The organism is Streptomyces olivaceus (assembly GCF_000721235.1).
In the GTDB taxonomy this organism is placed as follows: domain Bacteria; phylum Actinomycetota; class Actinomycetes; order Streptomycetales; family Streptomycetaceae; genus Streptomyces; species Streptomyces olivaceus.
In genome coordinates, this window is sequence record NZ_JOFH01000009.1 from 1 (window position 1) to 20,687 (window position 20,687).

Annotated in this window: 18 protein-coding genes; 1 reads left to right on the forward strand and 17 read right to left on the reverse strand. The window is 72.6% G+C overall.

Translation table 11 applies throughout. From position 1 onward, the window contains the following. Nucleotides 1-509, reverse strand: a 509-nt coding sequence (locus IG94_RS0111850) for an isochorismatase family protein (protein WP_031034401.1), incomplete at its 3' end; no start/stop codon positions are given. 214 nt (nucleotides 510-723) lie between these two features. Beyond that, the gene (locus IG94_RS0111855) at nucleotides 724-1,377 is read right to left on the reverse strand and encodes a TetR/AcrR family transcriptional regulator (RefSeq protein ID WP_078892271.1); all 654 of its coding nucleotides are present in this window, start codon (nucleotides 1,375-1,377) and stop codon (nucleotides 724-726) included. A gap of 168 nt (nucleotides 1,378-1,545) precedes the next feature. Between IG94_RS0111855 and IG94_RS0111860 the strand changes: the two genes are divergently transcribed. Then, the gene (locus IG94_RS0111860; protein ID WP_052410645.1) at nucleotides 1,546-2,451 is read left to right on the forward strand and encodes an alpha/beta fold hydrolase; all 906 of its coding nucleotides are present in this window, start codon (nucleotides 1,546-1,548) and stop codon (nucleotides 2,449-2,451) included. Between the two features lie 18 nt (nucleotides 2,452-2,469). On the opposite strand, the gene IG94_RS0111865 is transcribed toward IG94_RS0111860, so the two are convergent. The 15 genes from IG94_RS0111865 to IG94_RS0111935 form a co-directional block, all read right to left on the reverse strand. Next, the gene (locus IG94_RS0111865) at nucleotides 2,470-3,306 is read right to left on the reverse strand and encodes an ABC transporter ATP-binding protein (protein WP_052410646.1); all 837 of its coding nucleotides are present in this window, start codon (nucleotides 3,304-3,306) and stop codon (nucleotides 2,470-2,472) included. Between the two features lie 4 nt (nucleotides 3,307-3,310). Then, the gene (locus IG94_RS0111870; RefSeq protein WP_031034410.1) at nucleotides 3,311-4,276 is read right to left on the reverse strand and encodes a FecCD family ABC transporter permease; all 966 of its coding nucleotides are present in this window, start codon (nucleotides 4,274-4,276) and stop codon (nucleotides 3,311-3,313) included. A 56-nt stretch (nucleotides 4,277-4,332) separates the two neighbouring features. After that, nucleotides 4,333-5,382, reverse strand: a complete 1,050-nt coding sequence (locus IG94_RS0111875; RefSeq protein ID WP_031034411.1) for an ABC transporter substrate-binding protein — start codon at nucleotides 5,380-5,382, stop codon at nucleotides 4,333-4,335. A 92-nt stretch (nucleotides 5,383-5,474) separates the two neighbouring features. Beyond that, entirely contained in the window at nucleotides 5,475-9,902 is a 4,428-nt protein-coding gene (locus IG94_RS0111880) for a non-ribosomal peptide synthetase (protein ID WP_052410647.1), read from the reverse strand. Next, the gene (locus IG94_RS0111885; protein ID WP_031034414.1) at nucleotides 9,889-10,146 is read right to left on the reverse strand and encodes a phosphopantetheine-binding protein; all 258 of its coding nucleotides are present in this window, start codon (nucleotides 10,144-10,146) and stop codon (nucleotides 9,889-9,891) included. Before IG94_RS0111885 ends, IG94_RS0111880 begins: the two co-directional genes overlap by 14 nt. Nucleotides 10,147-10,242: 96 nt before the next feature. Next, a complete protein-coding gene (locus IG94_RS0111890; RefSeq protein ID WP_031034415.1) occupies nucleotides 10,243-11,826 on the reverse strand; it encodes a long-chain-fatty-acid--CoA ligase in 1,584 nt (527 codons plus the stop codon). Between the two features lie 22 nt (nucleotides 11,827-11,848). After that, complete coding sequence (scoD, locus tag IG94_RS0111895) at nucleotides 11,849-12,397, reverse strand: (2E)-enoyl-ACP glycyltransferase (RefSeq protein WP_052410648.1); 549 nt, start codon at nucleotides 12,395-12,397, stop codon at nucleotides 11,849-11,851. Then, nucleotides 12,394-13,284: a (3R)-3-[(carboxymethyl)amino]fatty acid oxygenase/decarboxylase gene (gene scoE / locus IG94_RS0111900; protein ID WP_031034418.1), complete on the reverse strand. Its 891-nt coding sequence runs from the start codon at nucleotides 13,282-13,284 to the stop codon at nucleotides 12,394-12,396. The genes scoD and scoE overlap by 4 nt, the downstream gene beginning before the upstream one ends. A gap of 44 nt (nucleotides 13,285-13,328) precedes the next feature. Next, nucleotides 13,329-14,708: an MFS transporter gene (locus tag IG94_RS0111905; RefSeq protein WP_031034419.1), complete on the reverse strand. Its 1,380-nt coding sequence runs from the start codon at nucleotides 14,706-14,708 to the stop codon at nucleotides 13,329-13,331. An 81-nt stretch (nucleotides 14,709-14,789) separates the two neighbouring features. Beyond that, a complete protein-coding gene (locus IG94_RS0111910) occupies nucleotides 14,790-15,545 on the reverse strand; it encodes an aspartyl/asparaginyl beta-hydroxylase domain-containing protein (RefSeq protein ID WP_031034420.1) in 756 nt (251 codons plus the stop codon). Between the two features lie 223 nt (nucleotides 15,546-15,768). After that, nucleotides 15,769-16,371 carry a sigma-70 family RNA polymerase sigma factor gene (locus IG94_RS0111915; protein ID WP_052410649.1) on the reverse strand — a complete coding sequence of 201 codons (603 nt, stop codon included), beginning with the start codon at nucleotides 16,369-16,371 and terminating at the stop codon, nucleotides 15,769-15,771. 238 nt (nucleotides 16,372-16,609) lie between these two features. After that, complete coding sequence (locus tag IG94_RS0111920; RefSeq protein ID WP_031034425.1) at nucleotides 16,610-17,356, reverse strand: hypothetical protein; 747 nt, start codon at nucleotides 17,354-17,356, stop codon at nucleotides 16,610-16,612. A 134-nt stretch (nucleotides 17,357-17,490) separates the two neighbouring features. After that, entirely contained in the window at nucleotides 17,491-18,033 is a 543-nt protein-coding gene (locus tag IG94_RS0111925; RefSeq protein ID WP_031034429.1) for a copper chaperone PCu(A)C, read from the reverse strand. Next, a complete protein-coding gene (locus IG94_RS0111930; RefSeq protein WP_031034431.1) occupies nucleotides 18,030-20,324 on the reverse strand; it encodes a heavy metal translocating P-type ATPase in 2,295 nt (764 codons plus the stop codon). Before IG94_RS0111930 ends, IG94_RS0111925 begins: the two co-directional genes overlap by 4 nt. Further along, nucleotides 20,324-20,587: a hypothetical protein gene (locus IG94_RS0111935; RefSeq protein WP_031034433.1), complete on the reverse strand. Its 264-nt coding sequence runs from the start codon at nucleotides 20,585-20,587 to the stop codon at nucleotides 20,324-20,326. The genes IG94_RS0111930 and IG94_RS0111935 overlap by 1 nt, the downstream gene beginning before the upstream one ends. Nucleotides 20,588-20,687: the final 100 nt, after the last annotated feature.

Sequence of the window (20,687 nt, forward strand, 5' to 3'; positions counted from 1 at the left end):
AACTCGGCCGCCACGGAGAACCAGGTCACCGGCACGGCACCGGCCTGGATCATGCGCTGCACCGCAGCGTTGTGGGCCTCCGGCGAGGGGCTCCCGGAGGCGTCGACGACGACGTGCACGCGGTAACCCTCCCGCAGGCCGCCGAGCACGGTCTGCAGCACGCACCCGTCGGTGGCGACGCCGCCGATCACCAGGTTCGGCCGGCCCTCCGCCCGGACCGCCCGGGCGAACGACGCGTCGAGGAAGGAGTTGAAGTCGACCGCCCTCTCGATCACCGGCTGGTCGCCAAGGGCCTCCAGCAGCTCCGGGTAGAGCGGACCGGACGGCTTGCCGGACTCGCCGTTGGTCACGACCAGGCCGCTCCCGTACCACTTCGCCGTCTTGGCCAGTCCGACGACGTTGTTGAGGTGCTCGGCAAGGGGATGGGACCGCAGCAGATTGGCGAAACCGACGGCGTAGTCGACCAGGACGACGGTGGTGTTGTCGGGACTGAGGGGTTCAGGGGTCATGGCGGAACTGCCTTCTCAAGGAGGGAGGTTGGACCTGGCGCGAGGCCGCGCACTTCTTAGTGACCACTTGGACACTAGTGAGGTTACGGCGATTGCCGACTAATGTCCATGTGGTTACTTAGCGACAAGCGCCGACCCGCTCACCATCGCGTGTCCCGTGGCGGCGTCCGAGCACCTGAGAGTGCCGCCCCCTCCCCCCCTGACAGTCAGGGCCTCACCCTCCGGGCGCGGAGGCCCCGTCGGCCGGGTGGACGATCGGGCGCAGCAACTCGGCCAGATGCCGGGCCAGTTCCGCCGGTTCCATCGCGGCGAGCGCTCCGGCGCGGACCACGTACCGGCTGAACGTGACGCCCAGCAGCACCGAGCCGAGCAGATCGACCCGCTCCTCGACGTCCGGTCCGGTCAGCACCACGCGATAGGCGCGCGCACTCTGCGCCTGCATCGTCAGGTACAGGTCGGTCGCGAGAGGATCGTCCGCCGCCGCGCTGCGGATCAGGGCCACCATCGGATCGGAGCTCCTCGCCGCCTCCATCCGCTCGACGAACGCCGTCGCGATGCGCTCCGGCAGCCCCTCCGCATCACCGGCCAGGACCGCGTCGAGCTCGCCCGGCCCCTGGACCGACGCGCGGAGCAACCCCTCCTTCGAGCCGAAGTGACGCATGACGAGTCCGTGCGTCACACCGGCACGGGCGGCCACACCGCGGATCGTCATACGGCTGTAGCCGCGCTCGTACAGCTCACGGCGGGCGGCATCGAGGATCGCCCGCCGACTCGCCTCGGGATCGCGCCGCCGACGGGCAGCCGACGGTTCATCCGGCGACTCCGCCGCGCGGCCGGGAGCCCGCCCGCCTTCCTCTGAGGGGTTCATCCTCGAAGTATACGACTGGTCATCAATGCGGACGCCGCGTACGCTCCTAATGACCATTTGGTCATTAGCGACTCGCCATCATGCGTTCACCCAGCTCACCGCGCTGATCCTCCATCGCGTACCGGCAGTTGTGACCACCACGGCATCTGAGAGAAACGGAGCATCGTCATGGCACAGGGGCACTCCTCGCCCGTCCTCCACCCGGCAGTTCACCGCCTCACCGGCATGGACCGCCACACGGTCACGGTCGACGGGCACCGGCTGAACGTCTTCACCGCGGGGACCGGCCCGGAGACCATCGTTCTGGTCCCCGGCATCCCCGACTCGTCGGCGGTCTACCGCGGCCAGATCCCCGGGCTTCTGGAAGCCGGGTACCGGGTCGTCGCCCCCGACCTCCTCGGGCAGGGGGACTCGGACCTGCCGGCCGAGGCGGCGAACTACACGATCGCGAAGGACCAGGAACGCCTGTGGGCGATCGTCGACGAACTCGGCGCGGAGACCTTCCATCTCGTGGGTCATGACCGCGGGGCGGCGTCGACATGGGCCATGGCCGCCCACCGCCCCGACCGGGTCAGGTCCTACGTGGCGCTGAGCATCGGCCACCCCGGCGCGCGGAGGTACGCGGCGTACGAGCAGAAGCAGTTGTCGTGGTACATGCTGCGGCTGCTGTTCTCCGACGCCGAGGACTGGTTGCGCAGCGAGGCAGAGGGCGAGGGCGGCCCCTGGTCGACGTTCCGCTGGTGGGTGGGCAACCACCCCGAGGCCGACGCCTGGATCGCCGATCTGGAGAGGCCCGGCGCGGTGCGGGCGATGCTGAACTTCTATCGGGCCAACGTCCACCCCGTGCACGCGAAGATCAGCCCGGTCCCCCGGGTTCAGGTGCCGACGCTCGGAATCTGGCCGGAGGGAGACGTCTACAGCAGCCTCGAACAGATCGCGCGCTCGGGCGAGTGGGTCGACGGCCCCTGGCGCTTCGAGCGGCTGCGGGGCGCCGGCCACTTCCTCCAGCTCGACCGCCCCGCCGCGCTGACCCGCCTGATCCTGAGCCACACCGAGGCGTACCGCGCCGAGTAGTGCTCCGGGCGCTGAGCGCTAGCCGAGGGCCCGACCCGGACGGTCCTCGTCGTGCTGCCCACTCCAGCCGTGGGCGAGGCCGTGGGCCAGGGGGTGGGCCGCGTAGGTGATGCGGATGACACCGTCGGCGTGCCGTTCGGTGCCGGCGCTGACGCCGAAGACGGCGGCGAGGAGATCCGGGGTCAGCACCTCCAGAACGGGGCCGGCCGCCGCCACCGTCCCCTCGCTCAGGACGACCAGGTGGTCGCAGAGCCGGGCGGCGAGGTCGAGGTCGTGCAGGACGGCGAGGGTGGTGACACCGGTGGCGCGGATGAGGTCGAGGAGCTCGAACCGGGCACGGATGTCGAGGTGGTTGGTGAGTTCGTCCAGCACGAGGAGTCCGGGCTCCTGGGCCAGCGCGCGGGCCAGCAGCACGCGTTGGCGTTCACCGCCGGACAGGGAGGCGTAGTCGCGGTCGGCGAAGGGCCGCACTCCGCAGCGGTCGATGGCGTCGGACACGGCCGCGTGGTCCGCCGGCCCGTCCCGGCCGAGCAGACCGTGGTGGGGGGCGCGGCCGAGGGCCACGATCTCGGCGACGGTCAGGCCGGCGGTGCTGCCGCCCGCGTCCTGGAGGACGGCGGCCGTTCGGCGGGCCGCGGCGCGGGGCGGCAGTTCCCATACGTCGTCGTCCCCCACTCTGACGGCTCCGTCCGCCGGGCGCAGCGAGCGGTAGACGGTGCGCAGCAGGGTGGACTTGCCGCTGCCGTTGGGGCCGACGAGGCCGACGATGTCGCCCTTGCGGGCCTCGAGAGTCACGCCACGCAGGACCGGGGTGCGGTCCAGCGTGACGTGGAGCCGGTCGACGACGAGTTTCATGCGGTCAGTCCAAACCCTTGTTGCGGCGCAGCAGCCACAGGAAGAAGGGGGCGCCGAGGAGAGCGGTGAGGATGCCCAGCGGCAGTTCGTTGGGGCGGTTGACGGTGCGCGAGAGCAGGTCCACGAGGACCAGGTAGAGGGCTCCCAGCAGGGCGGTCAGAGGCAGCAGGCGGCGGTGGTCGGCGCCGGTGGTGAGCCGGACCAGGTGGGGGATCATCAGGCCGACGAAGCCGATGCTGCCCGCGACGGCGATGACCGTGCCGGTCAGCAGTGCGCTGAGGACGAGCAGGACGGCCCGCAGCCGGTTGACGTCGACCCCGAGCGCGGTCGCCGACTCGTCCCCGGCCAGCAGGACGTTGAGGCGTCGGCCGAAGAGGGCCAGCAGGGTGGTCGTGACGAGCACGACCACGGTGACCGTGGGGATCTGGTCCCACTTGGCCCCGGCCACGCTGCCCAGCATCCAGAACATGACCGTGCGCAGTTCGGTCGGCGTCGCCCGCAGTTGGACGAAGCTGGTCGCGGAGAGGAAGACGTAGCCGATGGCGACGCCCGCCAGTACGAGGCGGACCGGGGCCAGCCGTCCCCGCCGCTGCCCGAGGGCGAAGACCAGCGCACCCGCCGCGACCGCGCCGAGAAAGGCCGCCGCGGACACTCCGAGGCCCGCGAGTACGGCGCCGCCGCCGAGGGTGATGACGAGGACGGCGCCCAGCGTCGCGCCGTAGGAGAAGCCCAGCACGATGGGGTCGGCGAGCGGGTTGGACACCACGGTCTGCAGTACTGCCCCGGTCACCGCCAGGCCCGCGCCGACCAGGGCCGCCAGGACCACCCGCGGCGTGCGGAAGTTCCAGACGATCTGGTCGAGCGCGGGGTCGGAGGGCGCCGTACCCGCGCCGGTGACGTGGTGGAGGACGACTCCCCACACGTCACCGAGGGGGACGTTGACCGCGCCGATGCTGATCGCCACGATCATGGTGGCGGCCAGTGCGACGGGGAGGAGGACGAACGCCAGTGCGCCTTTGAGACGGCTCAGAGGGCGTCGGGGTGCAGCATCTTCGCGATCTTCTCCACCGCCAGGTCGTTGCTGGGGCCGAGGTACATCGAGTCGGAGAGCGTCACGTACGTGCTGTTCCTGGCGGCCGGCCACTGGGGGAACTCCTTGAGCAGCTTCTCGGCGTAGGCCGCCGGGTCCGGGTCGTTGTAGCCGATGACGACGAGGGCGTCGACGTCGGTGGCGGCCACCTTCTCCTTGCTCAGGTCGGCGAAGGAGCCCTCGGAGGCGTTCTCGAAGGCGTTGGCGCCGCCGGCCTCGGCGAGGATGTCGTTGTAGATGCCCTTGGCGACGACCGAGCTGAAGTCGTTGCCGCCCATGGACATGTTGGAGAACAGCACCATGACCTTGGGCTTCTTCTCGCCCTTCGCCTTGTCCTTCACCTTGTCCGCGACGGCAGCGATCTTCTTCTCGGAGGCGGCGATCAGCTCCTCCGCCTTGTCGCTCACGTTGAAGACGTTGCCCATGTCGCGCAGCAGCCGGTAGCTGTCGGCAATGGTCATCTTCGAGGTGTCCTGGTCGCAGCCCTGCGGGGACACGTAGCTGCGGGCGCCGACGTCCTTCAGCTGGTCGCGGGTGGCGAAACCGTTCTTCTCGTCGAAGCCGTACGCGGTGGTGGACAGCACCAGGTCGGGGCGCAGGCCGATCATGGTCTCGCGCGGTACGTCGAAGGCGTCGTTCTGCTTGACGCCGCCGTCGGGGAGCTTCTCTATGGCCTCGGCGCGGCCGGGGACCTCGGAGTTCCCGTAGGTCTGCTGGTTGGCGACGATCCTGTCTCCCAGGCCCAGCGCGAGGAGCGTGGAGACCTCGGCGACGGAGGCGCCGTTCATGACGACGACGCGGCCGGGGGCCTTGTCGAAGGTCTCCTTCTGTCCGCAGTTGTCGAGGGTGACCGGGTAGCCGGTCTTCGACGCGGCAGCCTCGGCCGTCGCGTCACCCGCCTTGCCGTCGGAGGAGGAGCCGCATGCCGCCGTGAGGAGGCAGAGGGATGCGGCCAGGGCGGTGGCGACCGGCCGGTTCATCGGCATGCGGGCTCCTAGTGCGAGGGACGTGCTCTGGGCTGGCGGGTTCCGTTGCAGTAGTCGGGGGGAAGTGGCGGCGGGTTCCTGGCCGTTGCGGACTATTTCGCGGCCGGGGCGGGCAGCACACCCGCCGTCACGCAGTGGTCCAGGTGGCGGAAGAACAGGGCGCGGTCGACGGGCGGGCAGGTGATGCCGCTTCCCGCCAGCCCGGCACGCACTCGGTCCGCTCGGACGTGGCCGAGGCGCAGTTCCGTGGCAGTCGTCCGGTCGTGGGAATCGAGCCCGGTGGAGTCGGGCCCCGCGGCGTTGGGTTCGGCGGCGTCGAAGAAGGCCAGCGTCGTGGCCGCGACGTCCGCCGAGCGGGGCAGTCGCTCCCGCCAGCGCGCCAGCGGCAGGGCGCGTACGGGATACCCGTAGGCGCGTACCCAGTCGTAGACGTCCGCGAGCCGTACCCGGGGCAGGGTGGCGTGGTGGAAGACCGGGCCCGTGGCCGCCGTCTCCGGGGTGAGGGACAGGTGGACGAGGGCACGGGCGACGAAGTCCACGGGGGTCCAGATCTCGTCCTCGAACAACTCCGGGACGATGCCTTCGGGTATGCCCGCGCGCAGCACGCTCCACAGGAAGTCCCGCTCGTTGACGCCTCCCGTGCCGGCCCGTCCGATCACGCGGCCCAGTCGGTGGACGGTCACCGGCAGACCGCGCTCGGCCGCCTGCTGGAGCAGCCGTTCGGCGGCCCACTTGGACTGCTGGTAGCCGTGGCGCAGGCCCTCGTGGGGCGGCAGGAACGCCTCCGGGACCTCCGGAGCACGGCTCGCCGGCGGCGCCACGGACAGGGTGGAGACGTAGTGCAGGGGTGTCGCGTGGACGGCGGCGAGTCGCACCAGCCGCCGGGTCGACTCGACGTTGGCGGCGCGCAGGGTGGCGTAGTCGCGCATGATGCTGACGGTCGCGGCGTTGTGGAAGACGGCGTCGCAGCTCGCGGCGAGGCCGGCCAGGGTGTCCGGGGGCAGGCCGAGGCCGGGGTGGGCGAGGTCGGCGGGCAGGGCCGTCAGGCGGGCCGACGTCCGCTCGTCGAGTGTGATGCCGTGCCGGGCGAGTGCCGCGTGGACGCGGCCGGTCGCCTCGGGTACGTCGGCCGCCCGTACCGTGCACACGATCTCGGCCCCCGTGTCGGACAGCAGTTGGGCCAGCAGGTGCGCGCCCACGAATCCGGTGGCTCCGGTGAGCAGGATGCGCCGGGGTGCGTCGCGGGGAGCGCTCCTGGTGCCGGGCCGGATGTCCGGGTCGAGCCGGGCGTCGGCCAGGAGGGCCGGCGGGAGCCCTGCGGGGCCGGCGGCGCGCGGCTGTTGCCCCTGGGCGAGGAACCGGGCCAGGCCCCCGGCGGTGGGGTGCTGGAAGAGCCAGGCGACCTTCACGTCCCGGCCGAGTTCCGTGCCGAGCCGGTTGGCGGCCTGGATGGCCTGGAGGGACTGGGCGCCCAGGTCGAACACGTCGTCGTCGACCGCGACGGCGTCGATGCCGAGGATCCGGCACCAGACGCCGGTGACGGTCTGCTCCAGCGGACTTCCGGTGGTCGGTGCCCGGCGTGCGGGCGGCGCGGCGAGCGCGGCCCGGTCGATCTTGCCGGAGCCGGTGCGGGGCAGCCGTCCGACGAACTCGACGGCGGACGGGACCATCGCGGCGGGGAGTCTGGCCCGCAGGTGTTCCCGGACGTCGGCGGCGGACGGCGCCGGGCCCTCGGGCACGAGGCGGGCCACCAGGCGCCGGGTGCCGTCCGGCAGGACCTGCCCGGCGACGGCCGCCTCCCGGACCCCGGGATGGAAGAGCAGCGCGCTCTCCACCTCGGCGGGCTGCACCCGTTGCCCGCTGATCTTGAACTCGTCGTCGGCGCGGCCGAGGTGGCGCAGTTGCCCGTCCTCGCCGATGCGGACCAGGTCCCCGGTGCGGTAGGCCCGGGGGCCGTCCGGCAGGGCGGTGAGCGGGGCGAAGCGCGCGCTGTCCGGCACCTCGGGCCGGTATCCGTCGGCGAGGGCGGGGCCCAGCAGGTACAGCTCGCCGTCGAGCACGGCGGCGCGGGTGCCGGGCAGCGGCAGGCCGACGGGGACGTCTCCCGTGCCGAGGCCGGGGTCGTGCAGGCCGGCGACGGTGGCGACCACGGTGGCCTCGGTCGGCCCGTAGGTGTTCAGCAGGGCGACCGAGGTCCCGACGGCCTTCCGCCAGCGCTCGACGCGCTCCGGGAGGGCCGGCTCGCCGCCGACGACGACGGTGCGTACGGCCCGGGGCAGGGCGGCGGCTCCGGTGGAGACCGTGTGGGCGACCTCGTGCCAGTAGGCGGTGGGCAGGTCGAGCACGGTCACCCTCAGCCGGGCGCAGGCGTCGAGGAAACCGGGCACCGACTCGGTCATGTCGTCGGGCCGGATCACCAGGGTGGCGCCGGCGCAGAGGGTCAGGAAGATCTCCTCGACGCTGGCGTCGAAGTGCAGCGGGGCGAACTGCAGGACACGGTCCTCGCGGCGCAGCCCGTAGCGGTGGGTGGCCGCGGCGACGAAGTGCGCCAGGGCGCCGTGGGAGACCTGCACGCCCTTGGGACGCCCGGTGGAACCCGAGGTGTGCAGCACGTACGCGGGGTCCTCGACGGCGGGCGCGGCGAAGTGGCGGGGGCCCGGTCCCTGGGACTCGTGGCCGTCGAGGGGCCCGAGTTCGGACCGGCGCCGCGCGGTGCTGCCGGCCCCGGCGGAATCCCCCTTCGCGGACGACGTGTGGGCACCGGCCGGGGCGGGGTCCGGTTCGTGGAGGGGAAGCACGGTGTGGTCCGCGAAGTCGGCCGCACGGTCGGCGGTGGTCAGGACGAGTGCGGGAGCGGTGTCGGCCAGCAGGCGGGCGGTGCGCTCGGCGGGCGCCTTCGGGTCGAGGGGGCAGTACGCGGCGCCGGACATCAGCACGCCGAGGACGGCGGTGACGGCGTCCGTGCCCCGGGGCAGCGCGACCGCCACCACGTCGCCCCCGCCGACGCCCAGGGCGGTCACCCGGCGGGCGACGTCCCGTGCCGCGCCCAACAGCCGGGCGTAGGTGAGGCGTTCTCCGGCGTGCTCGACGGCGACGGCCCCACCCCCGCGGGTCGCGTGGTCGGCGATCAGGCTCAGCACCGGTCGGGCGGGGGCGGGCAGCGGCCCGCCGTCGAGGACGGCGACGGTCCGGTGCGCCCGCGGTCCGCCGAGCGGCCGGCCGGGGTCGGTGAGCGCCTGTTCCAGCAGGGCGAGCAGACCCTCCTGGAAGGCTGCCGTCTCCGCCTCCGTGTACAGGTCGGGGTTGGCGTCGACCGCGACGCGCAGTCCGGTGCCGTCGCCGCGGTCGTAGACGTTGACCGCGAGGTCGTCGACGGGGCCCGCGGACACGTTGTGGACGGTGCTGGGGTGCCCGGCGAACCTCAGGTCGTACTCGAACGGCATGATGTTCACGCCGGGCCCGGAGAGCCTGCGCCCGCCCCCCACCAGTTTCAGATCGCGCCGCAACCGCTCGTAGCGGTAGCGCTGGTGGGGCAGTCCGGCGCGCAGTTCGCGCGAGACGCGGGGCGCGAGGTCGCGCAGGCCGTCGTCGGGAGCCACGGGGACGCGCAGGGGCAGGATGTTGCGCACCGTCGCGGGCACGCGCAGGGAGACCGAGCCGAGGCGGCCCGTCGCCGGCAGGCTCAGCACGATCTCCGGTGCCCCGGTGAGCCGGTGCAGGTGGGCGGCCGTCACCGCGAGCAGCACCTCGGACCAGGTGACGGACAGCTCGCGGGCGCCGGTGCGCAGCCGGTGTGCCGCGGCCGGGTCGAGGTCGGTGACGTGGCGGTGGAAGGTGTGGGCGGGCAGGGCCGAGCGGTCCGCCGGGGTGGCGACCGGCGGGTGGTCGGCGTAGCGGTCGGTCCAGTAGGTCCGGTCCTGGGTGTGCCGCGCGGAGGCCAGGTAGGCGGCTTCCTCCCCGCGGACGGAGTCCAGGGTGCCGAAGCCGCTCTCCGGTACGGGGTCGCCCGCCATGAGGCAGCTGTACACCTCGGCCACCCTGCGGGCCACGAGGGAGAGGCCGAAGCCGTCGAGGGCTATGTGGTGGACGCGGTGGTACCAGAGGTGCTCCTGAGGTCCGGTGCGCAGCAGGGCGTGGCCGAAGACCGGGCCCCGCGTGAGGTCGACGGCGCGGGCCGTGTCCCGGTCCATCCAGGCCAGGGCCGCGGCGTGCGGATCGGGCTCGGCGGTGAGGTCGGCGATGTGGGTGCGCCAGTCGCCGGCCGGAGTGGGGATCTGCCGGGGGCGGCCGGTGTCGTCGGTGTCGAAGGTGGCGTTCAGGGCCTCGGTCTCGGCGACGACGCGGTGCAGGGCCCGGTCGAAGACGGCCGTGTCGACCGGACCGGCGATGCGCAGGTACTCGGCGGTGTTGTAGGCGGGGCTCTCCGTGTCGAGCTGCTGGCCGGCCCAGATGCCCTCCTGGGCGGCCAGCAACGGACGGTGCGCGGGCGGCGGTGCGGACCGGCGGTCAGGCGTCGGCACGGTTCGCCCCTTGCGTGCGTTCGGTGAGCAGCTGCCACCACTGGGCGAAGGAGGTGCGCTCGGCGAGGTCGACGAAGCTGATGTCGGCGCCCGCCGCCTGCCAGCGCTCCAGCAGGGTGACGATGCGCAGGGAGTCAAGACCCGAGTCCAAAGGGCTGTCCTCCAGGTCGACTTCGCCGGGCTCCAGGAACAGGCACTCCGCGAGGTCCGCGCGGAAGCCGTCCAGGGTGATGGGTTCGGGCATCTTGGCTCTCTCTTCAGTGACTCGTCCGGTGAGGGGCCGCGGCTCGCCGGCCCGCCCGTGTCGTGGCCGAGTCGGGCGGCCGTGCGGACGGGCCGGTCAGTTGACCTTGCGCGCGGAGTCGTTCCAGAAGCGGTCGCGCAGCTCCCGGCGCAGGATCTTGCCGCTGGGGTTGCGCGGGATACGGTCGGTGAACTCGTAGCTCGCGGGCAGTTTGAACGCCGCGAGGCGCGGGACGAGGAACGTGTGCAGGTCCCGGGGGCTGGGCCGCTCGCCTGCCGCGGGTACGACGAAGACGTGCACCTTCTCTCCCCAGCGCGCGTCGGGGACGCCGACGACGACCGCCTCTCCCACCCCGGGGTGGTGTTCCAGCACGTTCTCGATCTCGGCGGGGTAGACGTTCTCACCGGCGACGAGGATCGCGTCCTTGATCCGGTCGCGGATGAAGACGTAGCCCTCCCGGTCGACGTACCCCGCATCACCGGTGTGGACCCAGCCGTCGACGAGCGTCTCGGCCGTCTTCTCGGGCAGTCCCCAGTACTCGACCATCCGGGCGGGCGTGTGCAGGCAGACCTCCCCCACCGCCCCCGGCGGCAGTTCACGTCCCCGGTGGTCGATCACCTTGGCACGCACGCCGGGGTAGGGGCGGCCGGCGGCCTGCATGAGCGGTCCGCCGGGGACGTGGGCGGCCGGTGGCAGGCAGACGGCGGTGTTGCCGGTCTCGGTCAGCCCGTAGATCTGGGCGAACTCGCAGTCCAGGACGGTGAGGCTCTCCTCGAGGAGGGCCTCCGAGATCGGTGAGCCGCCGTAGACCGTCTTGCGCAGGGTGCTGAAGTCCTGCGCGCTCACTCCGGGTTCGTTCAGCATCATGCGGAGCATGGCGGGCACCACGCAGGCGGTGGTGATGCCGAGGTCGCGGATCAGGTCCACGGCCTGCCGGGCGGCGAAGGCCCGCATCGCCACCACGGTCGTACCGGCGTTGAAGTTCTGGGTGGCCCACCACAGCCCTCCGACGTGGAAGCCGGGAATCCCGATCAGCGCGAGGTCGCCCGCCCGCCAGTCGATCCAGTCCAGTCCCTCGCTCGCGAGGCCGTCGCGGATCGCGAAGAAGCTCCGGTGGGCGAGGACGACGCCTTTGGGCAGACCGGTGGTGCCGCTGGTGTAGAGCTGGGCGACCGGCGTGTCGGGAGTGGCCTCGAACTCCGTTTCGCCGTCAGGGTGTTGCGCACGCCAGCTGCGGATCGAGGTCACCGGTACGACGGTCTCCGGCGGCTCGGTCGGCATGCCTTCGACGATCGGGGTGAACTCGTCCTCCAGGAACAGCAGCCGGGTGCCCGAGTCCTGGAGGATGTGGCTCACCTCGGGTGCGGTGAGCCGCCAGTTGACCGGGACCAGCACGGTGCCGGTCTTGGCGCAGGCGAAGAGGACCTCGTAGTAGTGCTCCGACTCCTTGCCCAGGTAGGCCACCCGGTCGCCCTCGCCGAGGCCCGCGGTGCGCAGGGCGTGGGCCATGCGGTTGCTCTCGCGGTGCAGGTCGGCGTACGTCACGGTGCGGCCCTCGCAGATCACCGCCGTGGCCTCGGGCTGCCGTGCGGCGTGGAAGCGCGCCGTGTGGACGAGGGTGCCAGGTTCGGGGTGGTGGACCCTCGCGCTTTGCGGCCGGGGCGCTGTGGATGTCTCCATGAGAGCTCTGCCTCCGGTGTGTTCAGGTGATGTTGACGAACGCGAGGGTCGCCTCGCCGTCGCACCGACCGCCATGGGCGTCCTGGTAGCGGAAGGCGGTCCGGGCGTGGAGGAAGGGGCTGCCGCCGCCGGGGGCGCGCCGGGTCACGGAGCGGAACTCCAACTCCCCGGTGAACGCACGGGGGTCGACGGGCCGCCTGAAGTGGGACGCGAGGCGGGCGATGAGGATGTCCGGGAGCTGGTGGCGCCAGAAGTCGTCGAGGGTCCAGTCCTCGAAGCCGGTCAGCAGTCCTTCCTTCACGGACTTGGCGACCAGGTAGTACATCATCTGGTTGTAGGCGATGTTGGCTTCGACCGAATTCAGGTGGCCGGTGTCGTCGATGTAGCAGGACTCGGCGATCGTGAACGCGCAGCGGGCGGCGGCGAGTCCGCCGGCCGCCGTGGTCTCGGCGGACTTCAGGTACTTGCAGTGCGGTTTGTAGGGCTCCAGGACCCGGGCCAGCAGTTCCTCGTCGGTGGGGTACGACGGGGCGGACGGAGCGTCGGTGCGGTCGGTGGCGGAGGCGTTCACGCGGCGGGCATCCCCTCGTACAGCTTGCACTCGTCGTGGACGGTGACGCGGTGGGAGACGGTCGGTTCCGGGGTCGTGGTGTGGCGGGCGCGGTGGATGAGGCTGCGGTTGTCCCAGACCAGCAGGTCGCCCTTCTCGAAGCTCTGGAGATGGATGCCCTCGTGCTCGAAGGTGTCGTCGAGCTGGCCGGTGGCCTCGAAGAGGCGCTTGAGCAGTTCCTCGTCGAGCGGTGCGCCGTCCGCGTCCTCGATGCCGACGGTGAAGCCCTCGCTGAGGTAGAGGACCGTTTCGCCGGTCATGGGGTGGGTGAAGGCGGTGGGCCGGACGACGGGTGGGGTCCTGGTCTCGACCTCTTCGAGGATCTCGGAGATCGGGCGGTAGACGTCGTGCGGGCGGATCTTGAAGTACTTGCGCACGGAGTGCCGGCAGCGCGTTCCGGCGATCTCCTTCTTCAGCTCCCCGGGCAGCCGTTCGTACGCCCGTCCCATGTCGATGAAGTAGGTGCCGCGGTTCTGCTCCGGAACGACCTGCGGATGGATCAGGGTGATGCCGAAGGGGTCGGGCATGAACTGGTAGTCGGCGTGCCAGAACTTGCCGGTCTTCGGCACTCCGATCTGCTTGCCGTTCTCCGGCACGTTGGAGGAGACGAATATCTCCGGGACGTCCGGGTGCTGGTACATCGGTTCGTAGTAGGTCTCGGGGCGGCCGAGGCGCCGGCCGAGGGCGAGGAACTGCTCCGGGGTGAGGTCCTGGCCCTTCAGGACGGCGATCTTCTTCGTGTAGACGGTCTGCTTGAGCGTCCCGATGTCCGTGTCGGACGCGGTGGTGTGGTCGAAGTCCTCGACGGTGACGCCGAGTACGGCGCCTGGCTGGTCCGTGATCTGCATGACTGCCGGTCCTCTCGTGGAGCTCAGACGTTGGTGGGCGGTGTTCATACGACGGCGTTCGTGGTTCTGCGCAAGGTCAGGGTCAGGGTGAGCGGTACGCCGCAGCACAGGACGGCCGCGACCGCGAACACGGCTCCGCGTATGCCCGCCAACAGGGCTTCGTCCGACGGGCCTTGCCCGACGCCCGACGACAGGGCGATCAGCAGGGCGAGGCCGACCGCGCCGCCCGCCTGGAGGGCCGTGGAGGCCATGCCGGAGGCCACGCCCTGGTCGTCGGCGGCAATTCCCGACGCGGCGACGATCCACATGCCGGTCCAGGCGGCGCCCTGACCCAGTCCCAGCAGCACGATCCCCGGCAGCAGCAGTACGTACGGGCCGTCCCCGGTGAGCGCGAGCCCGAGGGCGGCGGCCCCCGCCCCGCCCAGCGCCATGCCGCCGACCAGCATGGCCCGCACCCCGACGCGGGCCACGGCCCGTGCACCGGCCTGGGTGCCCAGGGCGGTCACCACCGCCGGCACGAGGAACGCCAGGCCGGTCGCCAACGCGCCGTAGCCGCGCACGTTCTGGAAGTACAGGGTCAGGAAGTAGGGCAGCGAACTGAAGGTGGCGCTGTACAGGGCGGTGATCGCCATCGCGGCGACCAGCCTCCGGTGGGCGAAGAGCCGGGCCGGGACCAGGGGGTCGCGCGAGCGGGTCTCGACGAGGACGAAGACGCTCAGCAGCGTGACCGAGAGCGCCGCGCTCAGCAGGGCGGACGGGCCGGCCCAGCCCGCGTCGGGCGCGTGCACCAACAGGAACACGAACAGGGTGATTCCGCCGGTGGCGGCCAGCGCGCCGGTGACGTCGAACCGTCGGGCGCCACCGCGCGGACCGTCCGCGGGGAAGAGCCGCAGCCCCGCCCACGCCAGCCCCGCCGCCACGGGCACGTTGACGAAGAACACCGACGGCCAGCCGAACGCCTCCACGAGCACTCCGCCCAGCAGCGATCCGAAGCAGAGGCCGCCGGCCCCCGCGGCACCCCAGACCGCCAGGGCCCGGTTCCGGGCGGGTCCCTCGGCATAGAGCGTGTTGATCAGGGCGAGGGTGGCCGGGAACAGCAGCGAGCCGCCGACTCCCTGCAGCGCGCGGGCCGCGACCAGCATCCATGCCGACTCCGTCACTCCGCCCAGCAGTGACGACCCGGCGTAGACGAGGGCCGCCGCGACGAAGGTGCGGCGCCGGCCCAGCAGATCGGCCGTCCGGCCGCCCAGCAGCAGGAAGCCGCCCGTCGTCACGACGTAGGCGCTCACCACCCACTGCAGGTTGTGCGGTGAGAAGCCCAGACCGGCGCCGATCTCGGGCAGGGCCACGTAGACGATGTTGTAGTCGAGAGCGATGACCAGCTGGGCCAACGCCAGAACCAGAAGCGACCGTCGTGCCCGCACTGGTCGAGATCCCTCCCCTGCACAGAAAAATACCGGCGGCAAGACGACTGCCGGATGGCGCGCGGTGCCGTTGTCAGGCGGTCAGAGGTCTTCCATGAGTCGCCGGACCTCCGTGATGAGAACCGTGAGGGCCCGGCGCTCCGGAACAGTCGTCTCCGGGTGCCACAGGTCTACGAGCAGGCATGTCCGTGGCCTGTCGCCGCTGTTGCGCGCCTCATGCTCGAAGGAGTAGTCGAAGAGGAGGCACTTCCCCTCTTCCCAGGAACGGGTTTCGCCCGCCACGGTGATACTGCAGCCGTCCGGGATGTCGACGGCGAGATGCAGATTGATGCTGAAGTTCCACAGGTCGCAGTGCGGCGCGATGACCGCCCCCGGCAGCAACGTCGAGAAATGGCATTCCAGCAGAGGACATATCTTCTCGGTGCCGACGGCGAATTCTTCGAGGACCCGGTACGCCGTGGGCACGGTGTCCGCCGACTCCGCGACGAGTCCTCCGCCCCGGTAGAGGTAGAGGGCCTGCCAGTTCTCCTGCCGGGTCAGATAGTGCTCGTAGTCGGCGAACACGTCCCGGCGGCCCGACCAGGCCGCGGTCAGCTCGTCCTTGATCACCGGGTGCGCGGCCTCGAACGCCGCGACGACCGGGGCCAGTTCCGGATGCCCCGTCGGCTCGTGCCAGGGGGTCGGGGAGATTCCGGGCAGGATCCACCTGGCTCCCGCCTGGAGGGGGCGCCGTGCCGGGCCTCCCCCGGGCTCCAGCATCCGCTCCACGCGGCTGAGGGAGTCCGCGCCGTACTCCGCCCTGATCGCCTGGAAGGCGTGCTCCGTCTCGGGTGTCATGCGGCCTCTCCTGTGTCGCGCCCACCGTGGCCGGTTGCCGGGCCGGTGTCGCATCAGTAGTCGGGGGGCGAGGCCGCAGAGTTCCCGCTGCGTCCGGTCGGTTTCTGGCCGGTGCGGATACGGGTGCGGGTCGTTCCGCCGGTGCGGGGTCGTCCGGTGCGCCGTCGGGCTCCCGGCGGCACGGCCGTTGCAGGCAGGCGTGCCGCCGGGAGTTCCTCCGTGGTCAGGCCGCGACGGCGCTCAGCGCCTCGGCCTCCCGCAGCAGCCGCTCCAGACTGACGCGGGCGCGGGACACCCTGGAGCGGACCGTGCCGACGGGACAGCCGACGAAGCCGGCCGTCTCCTCGTACGACAGTCCGACGACCTGGGTCAGCAGAAACGCCTCCCGGCGTTCGCCGGGCAGGCTCTCCAGGAGTTCGAGCAGCGCCACGCCGTCGTCGAAGCCCGGCAGGCCGCGCGGCTGGGCGCGTTCCTGTGCCGCGTGCCAGTCGACGGCGTCCGCGATCCGGGGACGGGCCGAGGCGCGGCGCAGGCTGTCCACCACCGCGCGGCGGGCGATCGACAGCAGCCACGTACGGGCCGAGGACCGGCCCTCGAAGTGGTGCAGGCTGCCGAACGCCCGCACGAAGGTGTCCTGGGTCAGGTCGTGGGCGGCCTGGGGGTCGCCGCTGAGGTAGGTGACGTAGCGCAGCACGTCGCCGTGGAGCGCGCGGACGAAGCGGTCGGCGGCGTCGGGATCGCCTCCCCGGGCAGCCAGTGCCCAGGCGGTCGCCGACGCGTCCGCGGAGGCACGGCCCGCCCCGGAGGCGGGCAGGACGGAGATCATCACGTGATGTCCTTCTCGGGTCTTCCGGCGTCCGGCCGCCAAGGGGCACGGTTCACCGGGTACTTGGGTGCGTCCGTACGCGAGAGGTACGGCGATGCCCGGAGCCCCCAGGGGGCCGACCGCTCGCGGCGGCACAAGAGCGCGGCGAGACGAGGGACGGGGCCGCCGGCCGGGCGCTGCGTGCGCGCGAGGGCGGCGCAGGCTCGTGGCGAGGTGGCTCCGGGTGACTCCTGCTGTCTCAGACGACAGCGGCACCCACGGGTGGCCCGCGGAAGGTAAGGGAGGAGCACAGGAGCAGCCGCACCGTGGCGTCGACGACGGCGGTACGGCGCCTGCGGACGGACGGACGGCCCACGGGGGTCGGCAGAGCCAGCAGCAGTCGCAGCGGCGCCGCCAGCCAGGCCGCCGCCGCCCGCAGGACCCGGAAGACGGCCCGTTCACCGTGGGCCAGCCACAGCCCGCACAGCACCGCGGCCAGCAGGTGCGCGGCGAACATGCCGACCGAGGAGGCCCCGCTCATGGTGTGCACGTGGCCCAGGCCGGGCATGCCGTGGCCCGCGTGGGCGGCGCCGCCCATGTCCATCCCGCCCATGGAGCCCGTGTGCAGGGAGTGGGTGCCCAGGGAACCCGTGTGCATGGAGTGGGTGCCCAGGGACCCCGTGGGCATGGAGTGGGCGTGCGGGGAGCCGGTGCCCGTCGGGGCCGGCGGGTGGGAGAGCGGCGGCGCGGCGAGCGTCTGCGCCTTGGAGAAGGTCTCGTGCAGTACGAGCTGCGCGGCGGTCACGACCGTGACGACGAGCGGGAGTCCGCGTTCCCGCCCGGCGAGCAGCCAGCCCACCGCGCCGGTCGCAGCCGCTCCCGCGGCCAGGGTCCACCAGGGGACGGGTTCGCCCGACATGGTCGCGTGCCCGAGGGCGGCGAGCAGCACGCAGACGGCGGCGAAAACGCCGGCCCGCACCGCGCGGCACCACCCTCGGACAGTCATAGCCCGCCCATCCTCGCACCCGGCATCGGCCCGTCGTCAGGGGGTACGTACGAGCACCCGCCCCGCGACTCACCTCGAGCCGGGTGACTCACCTCACACCCGGTGCGCGGGAACTCGGTGTGCACGGGGGACGACTACTGGAAGGAGACAGCACCGGGTCGGACGACGACGGCCGACGCCTCGACGGGGCCGACGCGCCGGAACTCCAGCGTGAACGTCACGAGATCACCCACCTGCCACGGGGCCGAGGGCACCGGCACCGTCAGGTCCACCCCGTGCGGCGACATGATCAGGTTGCCGCCGGCCGCGACCGAGACGGAGTCGGTCTCCGACCGGTAGGCGGAGTTCCCCTTCCCCATCCGGTGCCGGGAGAGGGCGGCTTCGCCGGAGACGCCCCGCGCCGTGACCCGGACCAGGGTGTCGGCCGAACCGCCCTCGTTGGCGAGGTCGAAGAACGCCGCGGTCTCCGGTACCCCGGCGGACGGCAGGAGGACGAGACCATGGGTGACCTCCATATGCGCCGGGCTCCCGGCCCGGCCGGTGCCGGCCCACGCGGTGAGGCCGGCCAGCGTCAGGCTGCAGGCCGCGACCGGGACCAGGGCCGCCAGCGCCCCGTCCCGCAGCCGTCGCCGGTCGAGACGCCCGAGCGCCGGCATCCTGTCCGTGATCCTCTTCATCGCAGGCCCGCCTTCCCGCCACGCCCGCCCCGGTGTCCGCTGCCCCAGCCCGGCGAGGGCTCCCAGCTGCGCAGCCGCAGGCTGTTGGCCACCACCAACACCGAACTCGTCGACATCGCCGCGGCGGCGACCATCGGATCGAGCAGCCCCACCATCGCCAGCGGCACGGTGACGACGTTGTAGCCGAACGCCCAGACCAGGTTGACCCGGATGGTGCCCAGGGTGCGCCGGGCGAGGCGGACCGCGTCGACGAGCGCCTCGATGTCCCCGCGGGCCAGCGTCAGGTCCGCCGCGCCGATGGCCGCGTCGGTGCCGCTGCCCATGGCGATCCCCAGGTCGGCGGCGGCGAGCGCCGCGGCGTCGTTGACCCCGTCGCCGACCACCGCGACCCGGCCGCCCTCCTCCTTCAACTCCCGTACGAGGGCGGCCTTGCCCTCCGGTGTGCACCGGGCGTGCACCTCGTCGATCCGCAGCGCGGCGGCGACGGCGTCGGCGGGTGCCCTGCGGTCGCCGGTGGCCAGCACGGGACGTACGCCGAGCCTGCGCAGTCGCTCCACGGCCCGGTAGCTGTCGGGGCGCAGGAGATCACCGACGGCGATCAGCGCCTTCGGCCGGCCGTCGACCTTCACCAGGACGGGCGTGTGCGCGGCCTCCTCAGCCGCGGCCAGCGCCTTGGCCAGGGCGCGCGGCAGGCTGCCGTCCGGCGCGCCCACGTCGACCGCGTGGCCGTCGACCCGGCCGCTGACCCCGCGGCCCGGGGTCGCGGTGAAGCCCGAGACGCCGGGCAGCGGTCCGGCGGTCGGCGTGCGGCGGGCGTACGCGACGACCGCCCGTCCGATCGGATGCTCGGATCCCTGCTCGACCGCCGCCGCGAGCCGCACCACGTCGTCCTGCCCGGGCGTGCCCGGCAGCGCGGTCACCCCGGCCACCGTCATGTGTCCGGTCGTCAGCGTGCCGGTCTTGTCGAGGACGACGGTGTCCACGTGCTGGAGCGCCTCCAGTGTCTGCGGTCCGCTCACCAGCACGCCCAGCTGGGCTCCGCGGCCGGTGGCGGCCATCAGGGCGGTCGGCGTCGCCAGACCGAGGGCGCAGGGGCAGGCCACGACCAGGACGGCCACGCAGGCCGTGAGGGCCGCCTGCGGGTCGGCGCCGGCGCCCAGCCAGAATCCGAGGACGGTCACGGCGACGGCCAGGACGACGGGGACGAACACCCCGGCGACGGCGTCGGCGAGCCGCTGCGCCCGCGCCTTGCCGGCCTGGGCCTCGGTCACGAGCCGGGTGATCCGGGCCAGCCGGGTGTCCGCGCCGACCGCGGTGGCCGTGACGAGCAGCAGGCCGCCCTCGTTGACGGCGCCGCCGACCAGAGCCGAGCCGGGGGACACCTCCACGGGCTTGCTCTCGCCGGTGACCAGGGACAGGTCCACGGCCGAACTGCCCTCCGCCACCCGCCCGTCGGTCGCGACCCGTTCGCCGGGCCGCACCAGGAAGAGCTGTCCCACCCGCAACTGCTCGACGGGGATCGACCGTTCACCGTATTCGTCCCGTACCGAGACGCGCTTGGCCGCGAGTTCGGCCAGGGAGCGCAGTGCCGCGCCGGTCCCCCGCTTGGCGCGCGCCTCCAGGAAGCGCCCGGTCAGCACGAACAGCGGCACGCTCACGGCGACTTCGAGGTACAGGTGGGTCATGCCCTCGGAGGCCGAGGGCACCAGGGTGAACGACATCCGCATCCCGGGCTCGCCGGCTCCGCCGAGGAACAGGGCGTACACCGACCAGGCGAAGGAGGCCACGACCCCGAGCGAGACCAGCGTGTCCATGGTGGCCGAGGAGTGCCGCAGCCCTCGCAGCGCCCTGATGTGGAACGGCGAGGCGCTCCACACGACGACCGGGGCGGCGAGCACGAAGCACAGCCACTGCCAGTTGGGGAACTGCAGGGCCGGAACCATGGAGAGCACCAGCACCGGCACCGCCAGCAGTGCGGTGACCAGCAGCCGTTCCCGGTCACGGCGCGTCTCGGTGTCCTCCTGGTCCGTCCCTTCGGTGTCCGCGCCCCCGTCGGGCGGTACGGGCAGTTCTGCCCGGTATCCGGCCTGCTCGACCGCGGTGACGAGATCGCCGGGGGCGACGCCGGCCGGGTGGCTCACCCGGGCGAGTCCCGTGGCGAGGTTGACCGTGGCCGTGACGCCCTCCAGTCTGGCGAGTTTCTTCTCCACCCGGCGTACACAGGCCGCGCAGGTCATGCCGCCCACGGTGATGTCCGTGACCACGGGGCTCGCCGTCGTTTCGCCCGCCATCACTCGCCGCTCCCGTGCCGCATGCCCGGCATGTCCTCCATGCCTCCGCCCGTGCCGGACGGGTCGTCACCGCCTCCTCCTCCGCCGCCGGACCCGCTGGTGCCGTGCATGCCGGGCGCCACGGGACCGGCCGCCGAGCCGGCGGCGTAGGACAGCGCGAACACCAGCACGAGCAGCAGCACGAAGCCGCAGAGCGCGGAAGGGGGAAGAAGACTGCGGGCGGTCACCCCGGAGGGGCGGGGTACCTGCGGAGCGTCGGCCATGTCCGGCCTTTCCTGGTCGCTTCCTGGTCGCTTCGAACCGGCCGTACGGCGATGACTGCCGTGGCCGTGTCGCTCCAGTAGTCGGACGGACGGAGCGCCG